The sequence below is a fragment of the Bradyrhizobium sp. 2S1 genome, from assembly GCF_011516625.5.
Lineage (GTDB): Bacteria > Pseudomonadota > Alphaproteobacteria > Rhizobiales > Xanthobacteraceae > Bradyrhizobium > Bradyrhizobium septentrionale.
Window position 1 is genome coordinate 8,560,095 of record NZ_CP147717.1, and the last position, 17,422, is coordinate 8,577,516.

Sequence of the window (17,422 nt, forward strand, 5' to 3'; positions counted from 1 at the left end):
TAAATGACGCTGCTGTTTCGTTCGTCAGACTGAAAAACTTTCGACCGTCATCGCGGCGAACAAGCGCGTGCCAACTGCACCGCGGTTACACACGGAGGCGCGCGCGCCTGCATGCTCACCCTGGTCGAATTGCTGCTCGCAAGTGATGGCGTCACGTACCCCGCTCGTGGCTTTCTCCGGGCTTTGGCCGGAGGCTCCTTCTGGAGCAGACAGCATCACTGAGCGGTTCGTTTCAATGGCCAGCAATCTACACGCTGCGCAGATCAGTGCATGTGAGCTACGCCACAACTTGGGATTTATTCGATGTTTGCGGCGCGAGCGCGCCGAGAGTCAAAATGCGAAGAATGAATTTCAGAGTTTAACGACCGCGATGGGCACAGCTCCTCTCAGCAGCACGCGTCCACACTGAACAGCTTTGCTTCCGCGAATTTCCGTTTCCACTTGCACGACAGAATTCCAACCGTCGGTGGACGGTTGGAGATTTTGCCGACGAGAGCCGAACCGGATCATCACACCGCCATCGCGGCGCAGGCCGGCGCCGCTGCTTGTCGGCACGGCATGCGCGCTCGTACAGTTCGAAAGCGCTGGAAAGTCGCGGCATTCGGCTCGCTGGAACCAACCCAGCAGCGGAGCATTGTCATTTCATCCATCGGTTGAGCGGTCAGATCGCGGCAGTATCGGCATGAATGCCGATTCTGTCGCATTGCCTATCCGCCGGGGAGTCATTTAGTCGTCATCTGTTGAATTTCAGGATCCTTCACTTTGGCACTTTTTGCATATCAGGCACCGAGCACGACGTCCCGATCGCGCGGGCGGATCACCGCCGTCAGAGACGCGCGATGAAGACGGACAAGGCCATCTGGTACGTCTCGTTCGCGGTGAGAAATTCCGACGCCGGACACCACCGCTTTCCACGCCAGACCCGCACCTTCGCGAGCGAACTGGACGCCAAGGCATTCGCGCGCACCCTGCTCGATCAGGCGCAAGATGTCAGCGCCGGAACGATCAACCCGCACACCCCAAGGCGCGTGATCGCACCGGCGGCGATCACCGCCTGGGCCGGCGAGAGCTGACGCGGCCGCAGGGACGCTGGCGAATCCCGCGGCAAGCAGACAGAATGCCGGTCTCTCCGGCCAATGAGCAGGACTTTGGCAGAGCCATCGCAAACTGCGCCCTTCGCACCGTTCGAATGGATGCTGTCCGCGCGCTATCTGCGGGCGCGGCGCAGGGAAGGCTTTATCTCTGTGATCGCCGGGTTCTCGTTTCTGGGCATCATGCTCGGCGTCGCCACGTTGATCATCGTCATGGCCGTCATGAACGGCTTTCGCAAGGAGCTGCTGGGCAAGATCCTCGGCTCCAACGGCGATATTCTGATTCAGCCGGTGGAAAGGCCCCTGACCGACTGGCAGGACGTTTCCGAGCGCATCAGCCAGCTGCAGGGCATCCGCCTCGTCGTCCCCGTGGTCGACGGCATGGCACTGGCATCGTCGTCCAACGCCTCCGGTGTTCTCGTGCGCGGTATTCGCGCCGCCGACCTCTCCCGCCTGCCCTCGGTCAGCAACACCATCGAGGGATCGATCGAGCATTTTGACGAGGGCCAGGGGATCGTCATCGGCCGCCGGCTCGCCGATCAACTCTCGGCGCATGTCGGCGACGGCATCACGCTGGTCGCGCAGCGCGGCGCGACCACGCCGATGGGCATCATGCCGCGGATCAAGAAGTACCCGATATCGGCCGTATTCGAGATCGGCATGTCCGAATATGACGCCGGTCTGATCTTCATGCCGATCATCGAAGCACAAGCCTATTTCAACCGCGGCAAGAACGTCACCGGGATCGAGGTCTTCACCATTGATCCCGATCGGGTCGACCAGTTTCGCAGAACGGTGACGGAAGCGGCCGAGCGGCCGGTCTTCCTGGTGGATTGGCGTCAGCGCAACACGACCTTCTTTGGCCTGCTTCAGGTCCAGCGCAACGTGATGTTCGTGATCCTGACCATGATCGTGCTGGTGGCGGCGCTGAACATCGTGTCCGGGCTGATCATGCTGGTGAAGGACAAGGGCAGCGACATCGCGATCCTGCGGACGATGGGCGTCTCGCAAGGCGCGATCATGCGGATCTTCCTGATCACCGGAGCCTCGATCGGCGTGGTGGGAACGCTGGTCGGCTTCGCGGTCGGTCTTTTCGTATGCCGCCATGTCGAAGCGATCCGCCAATTCCTGTCATGGCTGACCGGCATCCAACTGTTCCCGCCCGAGCTCTATTTCCTGTCCGAGCTGCCGGCGGAGGTCGACATCGCGCAGACCGCAGCGGTCGTGATCATGGCGCTGACGCTGTCGTTGCTTGCCACGCTCTATCCGTCTTGGCGCGCGGCGCGGCTCGATCCGGTCGAGGCCTTCCGATGATCTGGCTTCGTTACAGAAAGCGTGACGGCGCAAACGGCCCGAGCGGGATTTCCGGCGCCTTGCCGCTGAGCAATTGCGCGACCAGCCGGCCGGTGCGGGCCGAGCCGACCAGGCCGACATGGCCGTGGCCGAAAGCATAGACGACGTCGCGGGTGGCGCTGCTATGGCCGATGCAGGGCCGTCCGTCGGGCATGCTCGGGCGATGACCGAACCAGGTCTTGATCCGCGACGCCGGAATATCCCTCGGCAGTTTCGGGAACATGCTGAAGAGATGCTCGCGCAGGATCTCGGCGCGCTTCCAGTTCGGCGCGGCGTCGAGCCCCGCGATCTCCACCGTACCTGCGGCGCGCAGGCCCTTGTCGGTCCAGTTGACGACCATCTTGGCGTCCGAGGCCATCATGGAATTGCGCGGTCCGGATTCCGGATTCTCGATCATGACGTGGTAGCCGCGCTCGGTTTCCAGCGGCAACGGATCGCCGATCGACGCGGTCAGTTGCCTGGAGCGCGCGCCGGCCGCGACCACCGCGGCGTCGCAGGCAATCTCGCCGGTCGTGGTAACCACGGCGGCGAGCCGGTTGCCCGCAAGTCTGAGACCGACCGCCTTGGCGGCGACACGCTCGGCGCCGTTCGCAATGGCGTGGGCGGCGAGCGCTGCGACGTAGGCGCCGGGATCGCGGCAGCGGCCGGCCTCCTCGACCACGACGCCGAACTTGTAGCGCGGATGCAGATCGGGCTCGTGCTGGCGCATCTCGTCTTCGTTGAGCTCGAGCCATTCGATGCCGACACGCTTGCGGATGCGCCAGCCGAGGTCGCGGTCGAACGGTTCGCGCGAGGGAAACACATGCATAACCCCGCGCCGCTCGATCAGCTCGGGCACGCCGGCTTCCTCGGCGAGTTGCCGGTGCAGCAGCGGCGCGTCCCTCAGGAGATCGCGCATCGCCCGCGCAGTGGCCTCGACCTGCGCCTCGGTGCGACTCGCCAGCAGGTACTTGATCAGCCACGGCAGCGCCTTCGGCAGATACGACCAGCGGATCGACAACGGCCCGAGCGGATCCATCAGATAGCCAGGCACCTTCTTCCAGGTGCCGGGTTCGGCCGGCGGGATCACCGAATGCGACGACAGCCAGCCGGCATTGCCATAGCTCGCCGCCTGCTCACCGCCGGGATCGCCCGGATCGATCAGCGTGACTCGGTGACCACAGCGCAGCGCCTCGATGGCGCTGATCACGCCGACCGCGCCGGCGCCGATGATCGCGACGTGACGGCCGGCCGGCTCCGCCATCAGCGCGCAGCCTGCTGCGGCGCAAAGTCCTTGCCGACCGACAGCGCGCGCTGATCGACCAGGCAGTGCAGGATCGCAGGCTTGCCGGAGGCCAGCGCGCGCTCGAAGGCGGGTGCGAAATCCTCGGTGCGCTCGACCCGCTCGCCATGGCCGCCGAACGCCTTGGCATAAAGCGCAAAGTCCGGGTTCTTGAGCTGAGTGCCGACGACGCGGCCGGGATAGTCGCGCTCCTGATGCATGCGGATGGTGCCGTATTGCGCGTTGTCGATGACGACGACGATCAGCGGCGCGTCGTACTGCACGGCGGTGGCGAATTCCTGCCCGTTCATCAGGAAGCAGCCGTCGCCGGCGAACGCGACGACGACGCGATCCGGATGCTGCCGCTTGGCCATCACAGCCGCCGGCACGCCGTAACCCATCGAGCCCGAGGTCGGCGCGAGCTGCGCTGCGAAGGTGTGGAAGCGATGGTGGCGGTGAATCCAGCCGGCGTAATTGCCGGCGCCGTTGCAGACGATCGCATCCTTCGGCAGACGATCGCGCAGCCAGGTGACGACCTCGCCGTACTGGAAATGGCCGGGCAGCTCGCGCGGCTTGTCGGTCCAGGCGAGATAATCCGCGTGCGCCTTCGCCGCCTCGCCCTTCCAGGCGGGCGCGGCCGACGGCTTCATGGTCTCGACCGCCGCGGCGAAGGCGGCTGGCGTCGCCTGGATCGCCAGCGCCGGTTGATAGACCCGGCCGAGCTCCTCGGAGCCGGGATGGACATGGATCAGCTTCTGGCTCGGTACGGGAATGTCGAGCAGCGTGTAGGACGATGACGGCATCTCCGACATGCGGCCGCCGATCAGGAGAATGACGTCGGCGCCGGTGAAGCGATCCCTGAGCTTCGGGCTCGGGCCGATGCCGAGATCGCCGGCATAGTGCGAATGGTCAGCGTCGAACAGCGAGGCGCGGCGGAACGAGGTCGCGACCGGCAGGTCGAAACGCTCGGCAAAGCGCGCGATGCCTTTTGCGGCCTCTGGGGTCCAGGCCGAGCCGCCGAGCACCACGATCGGCGCCTTGGCGCCGGCGAGCATCGTGCCGAGGCGTTCGAGATCCGAAGGCGCAGGCCAGGTCACCGCAGGCTCGACCTTCGGCGCGTCGGCGACCGCCGCGGTCTCGGTGAGCATGTTCTCCGGCAGCGAGATCACCACCGGTCCCGGGCGGCCCTGGAGCGCGACGCGGAAGGCGCGCGCGACCAGCTCCGGAATGCGGTCCGGACGATCGATCTCGACCGCCCATTTCGCCATGGTGCCGAACACCGCCTTGTAGTCGAGTTCCTGGAACGCCTCGCGCTCGCGCATGCCGGTGTCGACCTGGCCGACGAACAGGATCATCGGGGTGGAATCCTGCATCGCGATGTGCACGCCGTGCGCGGCATTGGTCGAGCCGGGACCGCGGGTCACGAAGCAGATGCCGGGCCGCCCGGTGAGCTTGCCATAGGCCTCCGCCATCATCGCCGCCCCGCCCTCGGCGCGGCAGATCACGACGTCGATCGGACTGTCATGCAGGGCGTCGAGCGCCGCCAGATAGCTCTCGCCCGGCACGCAGGTGACGCGCTCTACCCCCTGCGCGACCAGCTGGTCGATCAGGATCTGGCCTCCGGTGCGGGCATTGCTTTTGGTCATGAGGGCTCCCTGCAGGCATTGGCGCGCGCGCGGCTCGCGCGGAAAATGGTCCGACGGGGGTATGATAGACGGCAATATGGCGCAAGGCCGAACTCGCCGCGGGATGCGGCGGCGGCATCGAGCCATGCGGCAGGGAAAGGGCAGCGCGCCGCGCCCGCCGATTTCCGCAGAGCGGGCGGCGGCCGGCTGGAACGTTTGCACTCACCCGTCATGCCCGGGCTTGTCCCGGGCATCCACGTCTTGGTTTTTGCGTGAAGGAAGACGTGGATGGCCGGGACATTGGCGAGCGGAAGCGACGCCGTTCTTCGAACGGCTATGCCCGGCCATGACAGTGCTTGAGGTCGGAGCGAAGCGCTATAGCGAGCGCGCGATCAGGAGCTTCATGATCTCGTTGGTGCCACCATAGATCTTCTGGATGCGGGCATCGATGAACATGCGCGAGATCGGATATTCCTGCATGTAGCCGTAACCGCCGTGCAGCTGCAGGCATTCGTCGGCGGTCTCGACCTGCTTCTGCGAGCACCACCATTTCGCCATCGAGGCGGTCACGGTGTCGAGGTCGCCGGCAACCAGGCGCTCGATGCACCAGTCGACGAACACGCGGGCGATCATCGCCTCGGTCTTGCGCTCGGCGAGCTTGAAGGCGGTGTTCTGGAATTCGAGCAGCGGCTTGCCGAACGCGGTGCGTTCCTTGGTGTACTCCGCGGTGATCCGGACCGCGCGCTCCATCGAGGCGACGGCGCCGACGGCGAGCGCCAGCCGTTCCTGCGGCAATTGCTGCATCAGCTGCACGAAGCCGTTGCCCTCCTCGGCCCCGAGCAGGTTTTCCGGCGGCACCGTGACATTGTCGAAGAACAGCTCCGAGGTATCCGAGGCGTGCAGGCCGATCTTGTCGAGATTGCGCCCGCGCCGATAGCCCTCCGCGCCCGCGGTCTCCACCACGATCAGCGAGATGCCCTTCGAGCCCGCAGCCCCGGTGCGCGCCACCACGATGACGAGATCAGCGGCCTGGCCGTTGGTGATAAACGTCTTCTGGCCGTTGATGACGTAGGCATTGCCCTGTTTCCTGGCCGTGGTCTTGACGGCCTGCAGGTCGGAGCCGGTGCCGGGCTCGGTCATCGCGATGGCGCCGACCATCTCGCCGGACGCCATCTTCGGCAGCCAGCGCAGCTTCTGCTCCTCCGAGCCGTAATTGACGATGTAATGCGCGACGATCGCGCTGTGCACGGAGACGCCGGTGGTCAGCTCCGGCACCGTGCTCTCGAGGTCATCGAGCACCGCGGCATCATAGGCGAAGCTGGCCCCTAAGCCGCCATAGGCCTCCGGCACGCTCGGCAGCAACGCGCCCATCTCGCCAAGCGCGCGCCAGGCGGAGCGGTCGACCAGCTTCTGCTCGCGCCATTTTTCGGCGTGCGGCAAAAGGTCCTTGGCGAGGAATTTGCGGAACTGGTCACGGAACGTGTCCAGCTCCTCGGTCATCCAGGACGATCGGTAGTGCATGTTTTCCTCGTGCTAAATCAGAAGACCGCCGCCCGCGACGATCACCTGACCACTGATGTAGTTCGATTCCGGAGCGCAGAACAGATAGACCGCGTCCGCCGCCTCTTCCGGCGTGCCGCCGCGGCCGAGCGGGATCATCCGGCCCATCGCCTCCAGCATCTGCGGCTGGACGCCGACCTTGATGTCGCGGCCGGCGACGTCGATGGTCTTCTGCTGGGTCTCGATCGGCTGGGTCAGGCGGGTGTTGATCAGGCCGAACGCCACGCAATTGACGTTGACCTTGTAGCGCCCCCACTCCTTGCACATCGTGCGCGTCAGCCCGACCAGCGAGGCTTTTGCGGAAGAATAGCTCGCCTGCCCGGCGTTGCCGTAGAGGCCCGCGATCGAGGAGATGTTGACGACCTTGCGGAACACCTCGCGGCCGGCCTCGGCCTCCCGCTTCGCCATCAGCCGGATCGGCTCGGACGCGGCACGCATGATCCGGAACGGGGCAACCAGATGGACGTCGAGCATCGCCTGGAACTGCTCGTCGGTCATCTTCTGGATCGTCGAGTCCCAGGTGTAGCCGGCATTGTTGACGATGATGTCGAGGCCACCGAATTGCTCGATCGCGTGCCCTACGAAACGATCGGCAAAGCCTGCCTCGGTCACGCTGCCATTGACCGCGATCGCCTCGCCGCCCATTGCCTTGATCTCGGCGACGACGGCATTGCCCGGCTCGGCATCGAGGTCGTTGACCACGACGCGCGCGCCCTCGCTCGCAAGCTTCAGCGCAATCGCCCGCCCGATGCCGCGGCCAGAGCCTGAGATGAGCGCGACTTTGCCTTGCAGTTTCGACATGATCTCTCCCTAGAACAACATCATCTCCGCGAGCTCCACCTTGCCTCGTCCCGCTTGCGGGGAGAGGCCGGAACGCATCGCCAGATGCGTTCCGGGTGAGGGGGAGCCTCCGCGAGTCCTGCTGTCACCGTGTGTGCGGAGACAGCCCCTCACCCCAACCCTCTCCCCGCAAGAGCGGGGCGAGGGAGCACACAATCGCGCGCGGCGAGACCTCATCCCCTACAGCGCAATAACCGCTTCCCCCGCGAGCTTGATCTCGCCGTTCTGATCTTTCGTCGTCAGCGCGACCTTCGCCCGCTTCTCGCCGCCCTGCTCGATCAGCTCGGTCACCGTGCCCTCGCAGGTCAGCTGGGCGCCGAGCTGGGTGATGGCGGCAAAGCGGGTCGAGAACGAGCGGATGCGCGACAGCGCGACCGCGTCGGTCAGCGCCTGGCCAAGATAGCCCATGACGAGCATTCCGTGCGCGAACACGTCGGGAAAGCCGGCCGCTTTCGCGAAGTCGATATCGACATGGATCGGATTGTGATCGCCGGAGGCGCCGCAATACAGCGCGAGGCGATGGCGGGTGATCGGCGGGAATTCCTTGTGGACGATGCGGTCGCCGACCGACGGATGTGCAGCGCTCATGACGGCCTCGCATTGCGCACCACGATGGTGCGCGAGACATCGGCGACATGATCGCCGCTCTGGTTGGTGACCGGGGTGTCGACCACGATCAGCGTCATCGCCCCGCCCTTCTTGTCGGTCACGCTGGTGACGCGCGGGTGGAACGTCAGGGTGTCGCCGACCACAACGGGGGCGTGATAGTCGAAGCGCTGCTCGCCATGCAGCACGCGGGCGAGATCGATGCCGAGCGCGGTCAGGAACTCGAACGGCACCGTTGCGTCCATCATCTCCAGGCAGAACAGATAGGTCGGCGGCACCGGTGCCGCCGCAAAACCCGCCGCCTGCGCGGCCGCCTCGTCGCGATAGACCGGATTGCTCTCGCCGAGCGTGTCGAGGAAGAAGCGCAGGCGACCCAGCTCGACGCGTGCGGTCACCGGCGTGAACGCACGCCCGACAGCGGATTGATCGACCATGACGACCTCAGGCGCGTTGGTAGAGCGTCACGACGCAGGCGCCGCCGAGGCCGAGATTGTGCTGCAGGCCGAGCCGCGCACCCTCCACTTGCGTCGCCGCCGCGGTGCCGCGCAGCTGCCGCGTCAGCTCGTAGCACTGCGCAAGGCCGGTGGCACCGAGCGGATGGCCCTTCGACAACAGGCCGCCTGAGGGATTGGTGACGAACTTGCCGCCATAAGTATTGTCGCCGTCGTCGATGAACTTCGCGGCCTCACCTTGAGCGCACAGGCCGAGCCCTTCATAGGTGATCAGCTCGTTATGGGCGAAGCAGTCGTGCAGCTCGACAACGTCGAGATCCGCAGGCCCGATGCCGGCGGCCTCATAGACCTTTTTGGCGGCATCGCGCGTCATGTCGTAGCCGACCACCTGCATCATGTCGTCGGCACCGAAGGTCGACGGCGTATCGGTCGTCATCGCCTGCGCCGCGATGCGGACCTGCTTGTTGAGCCCGTGCTGGTCGGCGAACTTCTCCGAGACCAGGATTGCGGCGGCGCCGCCACAGGTCGGCGGGCACGCCATCAACCGGGTCATCACGCCGGGCCAGATCACCTGGTCGTTCATGACGTCGTCGGCAGTGACCTCCTTGCGGAACAATGCCAGCGGATTGTTCTTGGCGTGGCGGCTCGCCTTGGCGCGCACTTTTGCAAACGCGGAGAGCGGCGTGCCGTATTTCTTCATGTGGCTCAAGCCGGCGCCGCCGAAATAGCGCAGCGCCAGCGGCACGCCGGGCGCATCGACCAGCTTGTCGGCCGCGGCATCGAAATCGTCGAACGCACTGGGGCGGTCGGTGAACACGGCCCCTAACGCGCCGGGCTTCATCTGCTCGAAGCCGAGCGCCATCACGCAATCGGCCGCGCCCGACTCGATCGCCTGCCGCGCCAGGAACAGCGCGGTCGAGCCGGTCGAGCAGTTGTTGTTGACGTTGACGATCGGGATGCCGGTCATGCCGACCGGATACAGCGCGCGCTGGCCGCAGGTGGAGTCGCCATAGACATAGCCGACATAGGCCTGCTGCACGCGGTCGTAGTCGAGGCCGGCGTCGGCAAGCGCGAGCCTGGCGGCCTCGGCGCCCATCACGTGATACGGCGCGTTGGCGCCGGGCTTGACGAACGGGATCATGCCAACCCCGGCAACATAGGTGCGTGACGTCATCGCGTGTCCTCCAGAAAATTACCCGCTGGACTATATATTACCCATGGGTAATATACGGCACCTCACACAGAGTCAATGCGGCACCGGCTTCACCCCATGGACGACGGACACATCCCCTCCTCCGGCCAGTCCCCCTGGCTGCCCTTCGAGAGCCGACGCCGCGCCCGCGACGAGAAGCGCGAGGCGGTGCTGCGCGCCGCGGTGCAACTGTTCCTCGAACAGGGCTATCACCGCGCCACGCTGAACGACGTCGCCAAGCGGCTCAACATCACCAAGCCGGCGCTCTACAATTACTTCCGCGGCAAGGACGAGATCCTGTTCGAGTGCTGGTCGATCGGCAACGAGCTGGTCGACGAATGCATCGCCGAAACCTCAGCCGGCGCCGGCAGCGGCCTTGCCAAGCTGCGCAAGCTGGTGGTCCGCTATGCCGAGCTGATGACCGAGGACTACGGCAAGAGCCTGGTCCGCTTCGACATCCGCGACCTCAGCGAGGACAACCGCAAGATCGTGCAGACCGCGAAGCGCCGGATCGACCGCGCCTTCCGCGACTACATCGTACAGGGTGTCGAGGACGGTTCGGTAAAACCGTGTGACCCGAAGCTCGCGGCGTTTGCGATCGCGGGTTCGCTGAACTGGATCGGCCACTGGTTCCAGCCCGGCGGTGAGTTGACCGGACGCGCCGTCGCCGAGGAATTCGCGATCCGCCTCACCGAGGGGATCGCCACGACATCAACGCGCAAAACAACGGCGCACAAAGCAGCCGTTCCGGCTGCAGAGAAGGCGGACAAACCGCCTCGCAATGGAAACGCACCAAGGGAGGACGGAAGTGAACATCACACACGGGCTGCGGCGCGCGCTGCAGGTCAATCCAAACGGGCTCGCAGTCGTCTGCGGTGAGCGGCGACGCAACTGGCGCGAGGTCGGCACCCGCGTCGCCCGCCTCGCCGCGGCGATCCGCGGCCTTGGCGCTGACAACGGCGACCGCGTCGCGATCCTGTCGCTGAACTCCGATCGTTATCTCGAGCTGTACCTTGCGGTCGGCTGGGCCGGCGCCGTGATCGTGCCGCTCAACATCCGCTGGAGCCCCCTCGAAAACGAGGACGCGCTGCGCGACTGCCGTGCCAAAATCCTGTTCGTCGACAAGGCGTTTGCACCGGTCGGCGCGACGCTCGCAACCACCATCCCTGGCCTCAGGCTGGTCTATGCCGACGAAGGCGAGACGCCCGCGGGCATGGAGAACTACGAGACGCTGATCGCGCGCAGCGAGCCGATGGCGGACGCGATGCGCTCGCGCGACGATCTCGCCGGCATCTTCTACACCGGCGGCACCACCGGCCGCTCCAAGGGCGTGATGCTGAGCCACGGCAATCTGATGGCCAATGCGCTCAACGCGCTCGGCGAAGGCCTGTGGCCGAGCAGCACGATCTATCTGCACGCCGCGCCGATGTTCCACCTCGCCAATGGCGCTGCGATGTATTCGGTGCTGCTGTCCGGCGGATCCAACGTCGTGATCCAGGGCTTTACGCCCGATGGCGTCGCCACTGCGATCCAGAAGGAGCGCATCACCGACGTGCTGCTGGTGCCGACCATGATCCAGATGTTCGTCGATCATCCGACGCTCGGCACTTATGACCTGTCGTCGCTGAAGGGCATCTCCTACGGCGCTTCTGTCATCAGCGACGCCGTGCTGATGCGCGCCATGAAGGCGCTGCCGCATGTCGAATTCACCCAGGCCTATGGCATGACCGAACTGTCGCCGATCGCGACGCTGTTGCACTGGAAGGAGCATGTCGGCGACGGTCGCGCCAAGGGCCGGCACCGCGGCGCCGGCCGCGCCACGCTCGGCGCTGAAGTGAAGATCGTCGATGCGGAAGACAAGGTCGTGCCACTGGGCACCGTCGGCGAGATCGCGGTGCGCGGCGATATGGTGATGATGGGCTATTGGGAGCGGCCCGAGGAAACCGCGCGCGCGGTGATCGACGGCTGGATGCACACCGGCGACGGCGGCTACATGGACGAGGACGGTTTTGTCTACGTCGTCGACCGCGTCAAGGACATGATCATCTCCGGCGGCGAGAACGTCTATTCGGCCGAGGTCGAGAACGCCCTCGCCCAGCACCCCGCGGTGGCGCAATGCGCCGTGATCGGCATCCCGAGCGAGCGCTGGGGCGAGCAGGTGCATGCCGTCGTGGTGCTGAAGAGCGGCGCCAGCGCCACGCCGGACGAGCTGATGGAGCACTGCAAGACGCTGATCGCCGGCTACAAATGCCCGCGCAGCGTCGACATCACCTCGACGCCCTTACCGCTCTCCGGCGCCGGCAAGATTTTGAAGCGCGAGCTGCGCAAGCCGTATTGGGAAAACAGGGAGCGGCGGGTGAGTTGAGGCGGGCTTCTGGCAATCAAGGCTTTCGATCACGTCATTCCGGGGCATCGCGCAGCGATGAACCCGGAATCTCGAGATTCCGGGTTCGATGCTCCGCATCGCCCCGGAATGACGGTGTCCCCTTGGACGTCGCATAGCGCCGCGCGGCAGCAGGCGTTGACATCGGAGCATCCCGCCGATTGGATCGGTTCTGCTTCAATCCAGCGAGTTCCGATGTCCGCACCCGATACCAATGCCGACGGCAAGCCCCGCCGCCTGATGCACCGCCGCTCCGTCGAATGTCTGGGCTATCTCCGCGACGACGGGCTGTGGGAGGTCGAGGCGCGGCTGGTCGACACCAAGCCGTATGCGCGGCACGACAAATATCGCGGCGAGCAGCAGCCCGACGATCCCGTGCACGACATCCGGCTGCGGCTCGCGGTCGACGACAGCTTTACCATCCGCGAGACCGGCACCACGATGGCCTCGACGCCCTACCCGTCCTGCCTCGATGTCGAGGGCATCTTGCAGCGCCTGGTCGGCGAGCGCATCGGCAAGGGCTGGCGCGAGATTATCAGGCGCAAGATCGGCAAGCTCGAGACCTGCACCCATCTCGCCGAGCTGCTGGGTCCTGCGGTGACCACGTTGTTCCAGACCGCGACCGCGGGCAAGGACCCGCAGGGCCGCGGCGCACTCGATCACCAGCGCGACGTAAAAGAGCCGCCGTTCTTCGTCGGCGGCTGCTATTCGTGGCGGCTGGATGGGCCTGTCGTCGCCGAGACCTTTCCGCAATTCGCGACGAAGCCGGTCGAGGCAAAGCAGGATTCGTAGGGTGGGTTAGCCGAAGGCGTAACCCACCACCTTACGCGCAACAAAGATGGTGGCTTACGCCTTGCACCATCGCTTGCCGAACGACCGCGCTCGTGGGCGGCTAACCCACCCTACAAAATCACGCCGCAGCCGAATGCTCGACCACCGCTTGCGGCGGATTGCGGAAGCCGATCGCGATCCGGTTGTAGGTGTTCATCAGACCGATCGCGATGGTCAGGTCGACCAGCTGCTTCTCGTTGAACACCGCGCGAGCCGCCTGATAATCCGCGTCCGGGATCGCGGTCTCGGCGACGCGCGTGACGGTTTCGGCCCAGGCCAGCGCGGCACGCTCCTCGGCGTCGAACAGCGTCTCCGCCTCGCGCCAGACCTGCAGCAGCGCCAGCTTCTCGATCTTGACGCCCATTTTCTGCAGGCTGCGCGTGTGCATGTCGAGGCAGTAGGCGCAGCCGTTAATCTGCGAGATGCGCAGATAGACCAGTTCGACCAGCGCCGCGGAGAGCCCAGACTGCGTGATGTAACCGTAGACGCCGCCGAGCGCCTTGATGCCGGCGGGCGCGGCCTTGTTGTAATCGATCCGCATGCTCACTGCTTGTGTCCCTCCTTGTCGAAGACGGTCAGCGCCTTGTCGTTGCTGTCGACAACGAACACCGCAAGCAGCTTCGCCGGTTCGGTCGCGCTGGCATTTCGGCCGAGCACGTGATGCGCGCCCGGCGGCTCGAAGAAGCTGTCGCCGGCCCGATAGATGTGCGCCGCCTCGCCCTCCAGCTGGCTCTCGATCGCGCCCAGCAGGACGTAGACATAGAGGAAAGCCGATTTGGCGTGATGGTGCGGCGCCGACGGCTCGCCCGGCGGGAAGTTGACCTCGACCGCGATCAGCGATTTGCCGGGAATGTTGGTGATGGCGTGCTCGAATTTCGGCGTCACCGATTGCGCCATCGCAGGGGTCGCAAGTGCGGCGCAGGCCAGCAGCGTCGTCCATAAGGTTTTCATCTGATGCCTCCGTTACTATCGGATAGATGCGGGCGCACACGGCCAAAATGAAGCACCAAGAATGAACCGAATTGGTGTACCACGGGCCATGCCAAATCCGCTTCCCATCGCGCTCGACCGGTCGGCCCGGACGCCGCTGTCCGAGCAGATCCGCAGGGCGATTGCGGCGGCGATCGACAATGGCGTGCTGGTGCCGGGCGCTGGCTGCCGTCGTGGCTCGACCTCGCCGCGCAGCTCGGCGTCGCGCGCGGCACCGTGCGGGCGGCTTACGACAGACTGGCGGACGCGCAGCACATCGTGTCGTCGAAGGCGAACGGCACCACCGTCGCGATGCGGCCGAGGAAAGCGGCAAAGCCCGACGCGCCGGTCGTTCCCGGCTCGGTCGTGGAGATGTTTCAGGATTTGAGCGGTCAGGGCATCTTCCGCATGGGTGTCCCCGCGCAGGAGACCCTCCCCGCCAAGCTCTTGGCGCGAATCCGCGCACGTGCCGTGCGGGCGGAATTGAGCGCGGTGACGCGCACCATCGATCCGCGCGGCGAGATCGAACTCCGGCGCGAGATCGCAGCCCACCTTGCGATCGCGCGCGGGCTTGAATGCTCGCCAGCGCAGATCGTCATCACGTCGGGCTTCAGCGGCGGGCTCGGCCTCGCGCTGCGCGTGCTCGGCCTCGAAGGCCGCCGCGCATGGCTGGAAGACCCGGGATTTCCACTGACCCGGAAGGGCCTCGAGCTCGCCCGGCTCGAGCCGGTGCCGATCCCGGTCGATGCCAATGGCGTCGATGTCGAGCACGGCCTGCGGCACGCGCCCGACGCAGCGCTCGCGGTCGTGACGCCGGGACAGCAGGCGCCGCTCGGTCCGCCGCTGTCACCGAAGCGTCGCACGCAGCTGCTCGACTGGGCCGCGCAAACCGGCGCCTGGATCATTGAGGATGACTATCTCGGTGAGTTGCAGCTCGATGGCCGCGCGGCGCCCGCGCTGGCCTCGCTCGATGCTGCGGGCCGCGTGATCCATCTCGGCTCTTTCAGCAAGACGATCTCGCCGACGCTTCGGCTCGGCTTCCTGGTTGCCCCTGAAGCGCTGGCGGCGCAGTTCGCCGATGTGGCGACGTGTCTAGCCCCTGCCCCCGGACCTGCGGTACAGCTTTCGACCGCGGAGTTCATGCGCGATGGCCATTACATCCGCCATCTCCGGCGAACCAAGCGGGCCTATTGCGACAGCCGTGATGCGCTGACGACTGCGCTGCGGACGTGGAGCAACGATGTCCGGGTCGCCGGCCTCGCGGTGATGCTGACGCTGCCGGACAAGGCCGACGATGTCTCAATCGCGCGCGAGGCGCTCGCGCATGGGCTGGCGCCCGCCCCGCTCTCGCCCTGGTATCTCTCACCGAAGCGCGCGCAACCCGGCCTGCTGCTCGGCATTGCAACGGTGCCCGATCGCGGCGTTCAGGCCGCCTGCAAGCGTCTGTTCGAGGCGATCCGCGCGCAAGACCGCACCCATGGCGCGCCGGCGTCGCGCCGTGTCAGGAAGCCCGCAAGCCGGTAAGCGCGAGACTCAGCGCCCGCAGCCGCCTGCGCGCCTCGGCATCATAGGCCTGGGCATGGGCGCGCACCTCGCGCCTGCCGTCGAAGAACAACCCGCTTTGGCCTGCGACATCGTCGTCATGGACCAGACGCAGGATGGCATCGCCGCCCTTTTCGACGGTCGAGATCGGCGTGGCGCCGCTCGCGCGCACCATCGTGGTGTTCATGTAGGTCGCAGGGTGCAGCGAATTGACGGTCACGCCGGAGCCTTCCAGCTCCGCGGCAAGGTCGATGGTGAACATGATCTGCGACAGCTTGCTCTGCGCATAGGCGCGCGCGCCGCTGTAGTTCTTCGTGATCATCACGTCGTCGAAATCGATCGGGTGCTGGCCGAGCGAGGCGACATTGACGATGCGCGCAGGCGCACTCGCCTTGAGCCGCGGCAGCAATAGATGTGCGAGCATGAAGCCGGCGAGATAGTTCACCGCAAAGCGCAGCTCGTGGCCGTCCTTGCTGGTCTGCCGCGCCGGCCCCTCATTCTGCGAGCCGATGCCGGCGTTGCTGATGAACACGTCGAGCCGCTCCTGATCGTCGAGCACCAACTGGGCGAACTCGCGGACCTCGGCCAGTGAGGACAGGTCGGCCTGATAGAACATCGGCTCGCGGCCGGAGACCCGCTTGATCTCGTCGGCCAAGGTCTGCGCCCGCTTGGTATCGCGGCCGTGGATCAGCACCCGGGCGCCGGCGGAAGCCAGCTTCATCGCGACGTAGCGGCCGACGCCATCGGTGGAACCGGTGATCAGCACCGTCTTGCCTGCCATATTCATCGAAATTGCCTTTCGATCGTACGCCCAGCGCTGCCACCGAAGATAAAGGCCCCTTGCGGACATTGCCATGGCATGCCACGGCGCCGGCGGCGCCAAAACGGCGTCCATCATGGCTGGCCCAAGGCCTCCCGCTCCTTGGTCACCCAGAGCGGCCACATGGCCCACTCGGCAGTCGTGCATCTGCTCGGCCTCCTGGTTCCCGACGCGCCGCAGGCGGCGCTCCTCGTCGTGATGGTTCGGGATTTTATCACCAAACACAGCCTCATCCGCGCAGAAAGACGGTCCCAAGGGCGTTGCTGACCAGTGCAAATACGATGCCTGCATGGTCAGCTTGTCGCGCGACCTGCCGACGCGCGGCGCCGCGCCGCGCGTCAAGGTGAATGCATTCTGATATCGTTGAGATGAACGACAAGGCCAGGATCGGCAAAGGTCGGCAGGGATCGAAATGTCCTCGACCATTCCAGACCGGATTTTGCGAAGGGCTCCCTCGCTGGAGCCGTACGGCATGCTCCTGCTGTTCGGCGTGCTCACCGCGCTGCCGATCATCCTGACGGTCCGCCTGGTTGAGCCCGCACTCGTGCTGCCCGCGCTCAGCCTGTTGTTGTTCGCCGAGGCAGCCATTGCCGCGATGGCCGCGTGCGTGATCCACGTGCGCAGCAGCGCGGCGAACCTCACGCTGTGGGATTTTGCCGGCGCGTTCACCTTCATGGGGTGCGCGGCGGCGATCCTCGGCGAGCCGGATCAGGCGGCGCTGTTCTTCGAGGAACAGGCCGCGCTGCGTCGGTAACGCGACCGTAATCCCAGGCCGGGCCCCTCTGGCAGCCACAAGCTGCGATGTCGGACTGGAACTCAGTTGGAGTGGCCCTGCTTCGACCCACGACGTGACCAGCGTCGTGGCGGATTTTCCGTCCGCATGACGGCAACAGCCGG

General features: G+C 65.8%; 16 protein-coding genes and 1 pseudogene. 7 read left to right on the forward strand and 10 right to left on the reverse strand.

Going from position 1 to position 17,422, the window contains the following annotated elements; translation table 11 throughout:
• Positions 1-839: 839 nt before the first annotated feature.
• Positions 840-1,073: a hypothetical protein gene (locus HAP54_RS40510; protein WP_166296796.1), complete on the forward strand. Its 234-nt coding sequence runs from the start codon at positions 840-842 to the stop codon at positions 1,071-1,073.
• 63 nt (positions 1,074-1,136) lie between these two features.
• Positions 1,137-2,405 carry a lipoprotein-releasing ABC transporter permease subunit gene (locus HAP54_RS40515; protein WP_166296797.1) on the forward strand — a complete coding sequence of 423 codons (1,269 nt, stop codon included), beginning with the start codon at positions 1,137-1,139 and terminating at the stop codon, positions 2,403-2,405.
• 10 nt (positions 2,406-2,415) lie between these two features.
• On the opposite strand, the gene HAP54_RS40520 is transcribed toward HAP54_RS40515, so the two are convergent.
• From HAP54_RS40520 to HAP54_RS40550, 7 genes are all read right to left on the reverse strand, one after another.
• Positions 2,416-3,687, reverse strand: a complete 1,272-nt coding sequence (locus tag HAP54_RS40520; protein ID WP_166296799.1) for an NAD(P)/FAD-dependent oxidoreductase — start codon at positions 3,685-3,687, stop codon at positions 2,416-2,418.
• The gene (locus HAP54_RS40525; RefSeq protein WP_166296801.1) at positions 3,687-5,351 is read right to left on the reverse strand and encodes a thiamine pyrophosphate-binding protein; all 1,665 of its coding nucleotides are present in this window, start codon (positions 5,349-5,351) and stop codon (positions 3,687-3,689) included. Before HAP54_RS40525 ends, HAP54_RS40520 begins: the two co-directional genes overlap by 1 nt.
• Positions 5,352-5,705: 354 nt before the next feature.
• Entirely contained in the window at positions 5,706-6,851 is a 1,146-nt protein-coding gene (locus HAP54_RS40530) for an acyl-CoA dehydrogenase family protein (protein ID WP_166296802.1), read from the reverse strand.
• Positions 6,852-6,863: 12 nt separating this feature from the next.
• The gene (locus tag HAP54_RS40535; protein WP_166296803.1) at positions 6,864-7,691 is read right to left on the reverse strand and encodes an SDR family NAD(P)-dependent oxidoreductase; all 828 of its coding nucleotides are present in this window, start codon (positions 7,689-7,691) and stop codon (positions 6,864-6,866) included.
• A 219-nt stretch (positions 7,692-7,910) separates the two neighbouring features.
• On the reverse strand, positions 7,911-8,318 hold the full coding sequence (locus HAP54_RS40540) for a MaoC family dehydratase (protein WP_166296804.1): 408 nt from the start codon (positions 8,316-8,318) through the stop codon (positions 7,911-7,913).
• Positions 8,315-8,770: a MaoC family dehydratase N-terminal domain-containing protein gene (locus HAP54_RS40545; RefSeq protein WP_166296805.1), complete on the reverse strand. Its 456-nt coding sequence runs from the start codon at positions 8,768-8,770 to the stop codon at positions 8,315-8,317. The genes HAP54_RS40540 and HAP54_RS40545 overlap by 4 nt, the downstream gene beginning before the upstream one ends.
• 7 nt (positions 8,771-8,777) lie before the next feature.
• Positions 8,778-9,962 carry a lipid-transfer protein gene (locus HAP54_RS40550; protein ID WP_166296806.1) on the reverse strand — a complete coding sequence of 395 codons (1,185 nt, stop codon included), beginning with the start codon at positions 9,960-9,962 and terminating at the stop codon, positions 8,778-8,780.
• Between the two features lie 96 nt (positions 9,963-10,058).
• On the opposite strand from HAP54_RS40550, the gene HAP54_RS40555 reads away from it, so the two are divergent.
• The 3 genes from HAP54_RS40555 to HAP54_RS40565 all read left to right on the forward strand — a co-directional run bounded on the left by HAP54_RS40555 (position 10,059) and on the right by HAP54_RS40565 (position 13,155).
• Positions 10,059-10,859, forward strand: a complete 801-nt coding sequence (locus HAP54_RS40555; RefSeq protein WP_166296807.1) for a TetR/AcrR family transcriptional regulator — start codon at positions 10,059-10,061, stop codon at positions 10,857-10,859.
• Positions 10,789-12,345 (forward strand): acyl-CoA synthetase, encoded by a 1,557-nt coding sequence (locus tag HAP54_RS40560; protein WP_166296808.1) that lies wholly within the window; start codon positions 10,789-10,791, stop codon positions 12,343-12,345. Before HAP54_RS40555 ends, HAP54_RS40560 begins: the two co-directional genes overlap by 71 nt.
• A gap of 213 nt (positions 12,346-12,558) precedes the next feature.
• The gene (locus tag HAP54_RS40565; protein WP_166296809.1) at positions 12,559-13,155 is read left to right on the forward strand and encodes a DUF2889 domain-containing protein; all 597 of its coding nucleotides are present in this window, start codon (positions 12,559-12,561) and stop codon (positions 13,153-13,155) included.
• Between the two features lie 118 nt (positions 13,156-13,273).
• Here HAP54_RS40565 and HAP54_RS40570 read toward each other — a convergent pair whose 3' ends face one another.
• Positions 13,274-13,741 carry a carboxymuconolactone decarboxylase family protein gene (locus tag HAP54_RS40570; RefSeq protein WP_166296810.1) on the reverse strand — a complete coding sequence of 156 codons (468 nt, stop codon included), beginning with the start codon at positions 13,739-13,741 and terminating at the stop codon, positions 13,274-13,276.
• Complete coding sequence (locus HAP54_RS40575; RefSeq protein WP_166296811.1) at positions 13,738-14,145, reverse strand: cupin domain-containing protein; 408 nt, start codon at positions 14,143-14,145, stop codon at positions 13,738-13,740. Before HAP54_RS40575 ends, HAP54_RS40570 begins: the two co-directional genes overlap by 4 nt.
• 88 nt (positions 14,146-14,233) lie before the next feature.
• Between HAP54_RS40575 and HAP54_RS40580 the strand changes: the two are divergent.
• Positions 14,234-15,687 (forward strand): annotated as a pseudogene (locus tag HAP54_RS40580) (PLP-dependent aminotransferase family protein).
• On the opposite strand, the gene HAP54_RS40585 reads toward HAP54_RS40580, so the two are convergent.
• Positions 15,665-16,492, reverse strand: a complete 828-nt coding sequence (locus tag HAP54_RS40585) for an SDR family NAD(P)-dependent oxidoreductase (protein ID WP_166296812.1) — start codon at positions 16,490-16,492, stop codon at positions 15,665-15,667. The pseudogene HAP54_RS40580 and the gene HAP54_RS40585 sit on opposite strands and share 23 nt — an antisense overlap.
• A gap of 505 nt (positions 16,493-16,997) precedes the next feature.
• Between HAP54_RS40585 and HAP54_RS40590 the strand changes: the two genes are divergently transcribed.
• Entirely contained in the window at positions 16,998-17,279 is a 282-nt protein-coding gene (locus HAP54_RS40590) for a hypothetical protein (RefSeq protein ID WP_166296814.1), read from the forward strand.
• Positions 17,280-17,422 lie beyond the last annotated feature (143 nt).

Excerpts from the sequence above, each read along its gene's own strand:
- HAP54_RS40510 (WP_166296796.1), top strand. The coding sequence starts at position 840 with ATGAAGACGGACAAGGCCATCTGGTACGTCTCGTTCGCGGTGAGAAAT.
- HAP54_RS40515 (WP_166296797.1), top strand. The coding sequence starts at position 1,137 with ATGAGCAGGACTTTGGCAGAGCCATCGCAAACTGCGCCCTTCGCACCG.
- HAP54_RS40520 (WP_166296799.1), bottom strand. The coding sequence starts at position 3,687 with ATGGCGGAGCCGGCCGGCCGTCACGTCGCGATCATCGGCGCCGGCGCG.
- HAP54_RS40525 (WP_166296801.1), bottom strand. The coding sequence starts at position 5,351 with ATGACCAAAAGCAATGCCCGCACCGGAGGCCAGATCCTGATCGACCAG.
- HAP54_RS40530 (WP_166296802.1), bottom strand. The coding sequence starts at position 6,851 with ATGCACTACCGATCGTCCTGGATGACCGAGGAGCTGGACACGTTCCGT.
- HAP54_RS40535 (WP_166296803.1), bottom strand. The coding sequence starts at position 7,691 with ATGTCGAAACTGCAAGGCAAAGTCGCGCTCATCTCAGGCTCTGGCCGC.
- HAP54_RS40540 (WP_166296804.1), bottom strand. The coding sequence starts at position 8,318 with ATGAGCGCTGCACATCCGTCGGTCGGCGACCGCATCGTCCACAAGGAA.
- HAP54_RS40545 (WP_166296805.1), bottom strand. The coding sequence starts at position 8,770 with ATGGTCGATCAATCCGCTGTCGGGCGTGCGTTCACGCCGGTGACCGCA.
- HAP54_RS40550 (WP_166296806.1), bottom strand. The coding sequence starts at position 9,962 with ATGACGTCACGCACCTATGTTGCCGGGGTTGGCATGATCCCGTTCGTC.
- HAP54_RS40555 (WP_166296807.1), top strand. The coding sequence starts at position 10,059 with ATGGACGACGGACACATCCCCTCCTCCGGCCAGTCCCCCTGGCTGCCC.
- HAP54_RS40565 (WP_166296809.1), top strand. The coding sequence starts at position 12,559 with ATGTCCGCACCCGATACCAATGCCGACGGCAAGCCCCGCCGCCTGATG.
- HAP54_RS40575 (WP_166296811.1), bottom strand. The coding sequence starts at position 14,145 with ATGAAAACCTTATGGACGACGCTGCTGGCCTGCGCCGCACTTGCGACC.
- HAP54_RS40585 (WP_166296812.1), bottom strand. The coding sequence starts at position 16,492 with ATGAATATGGCAGGCAAGACGGTGCTGATCACCGGTTCCACCGATGGC.
- HAP54_RS40590 (WP_166296814.1), top strand. The coding sequence starts at position 16,998 with ATGCTCCTGCTGTTCGGCGTGCTCACCGCGCTGCCGATCATCCTGACG.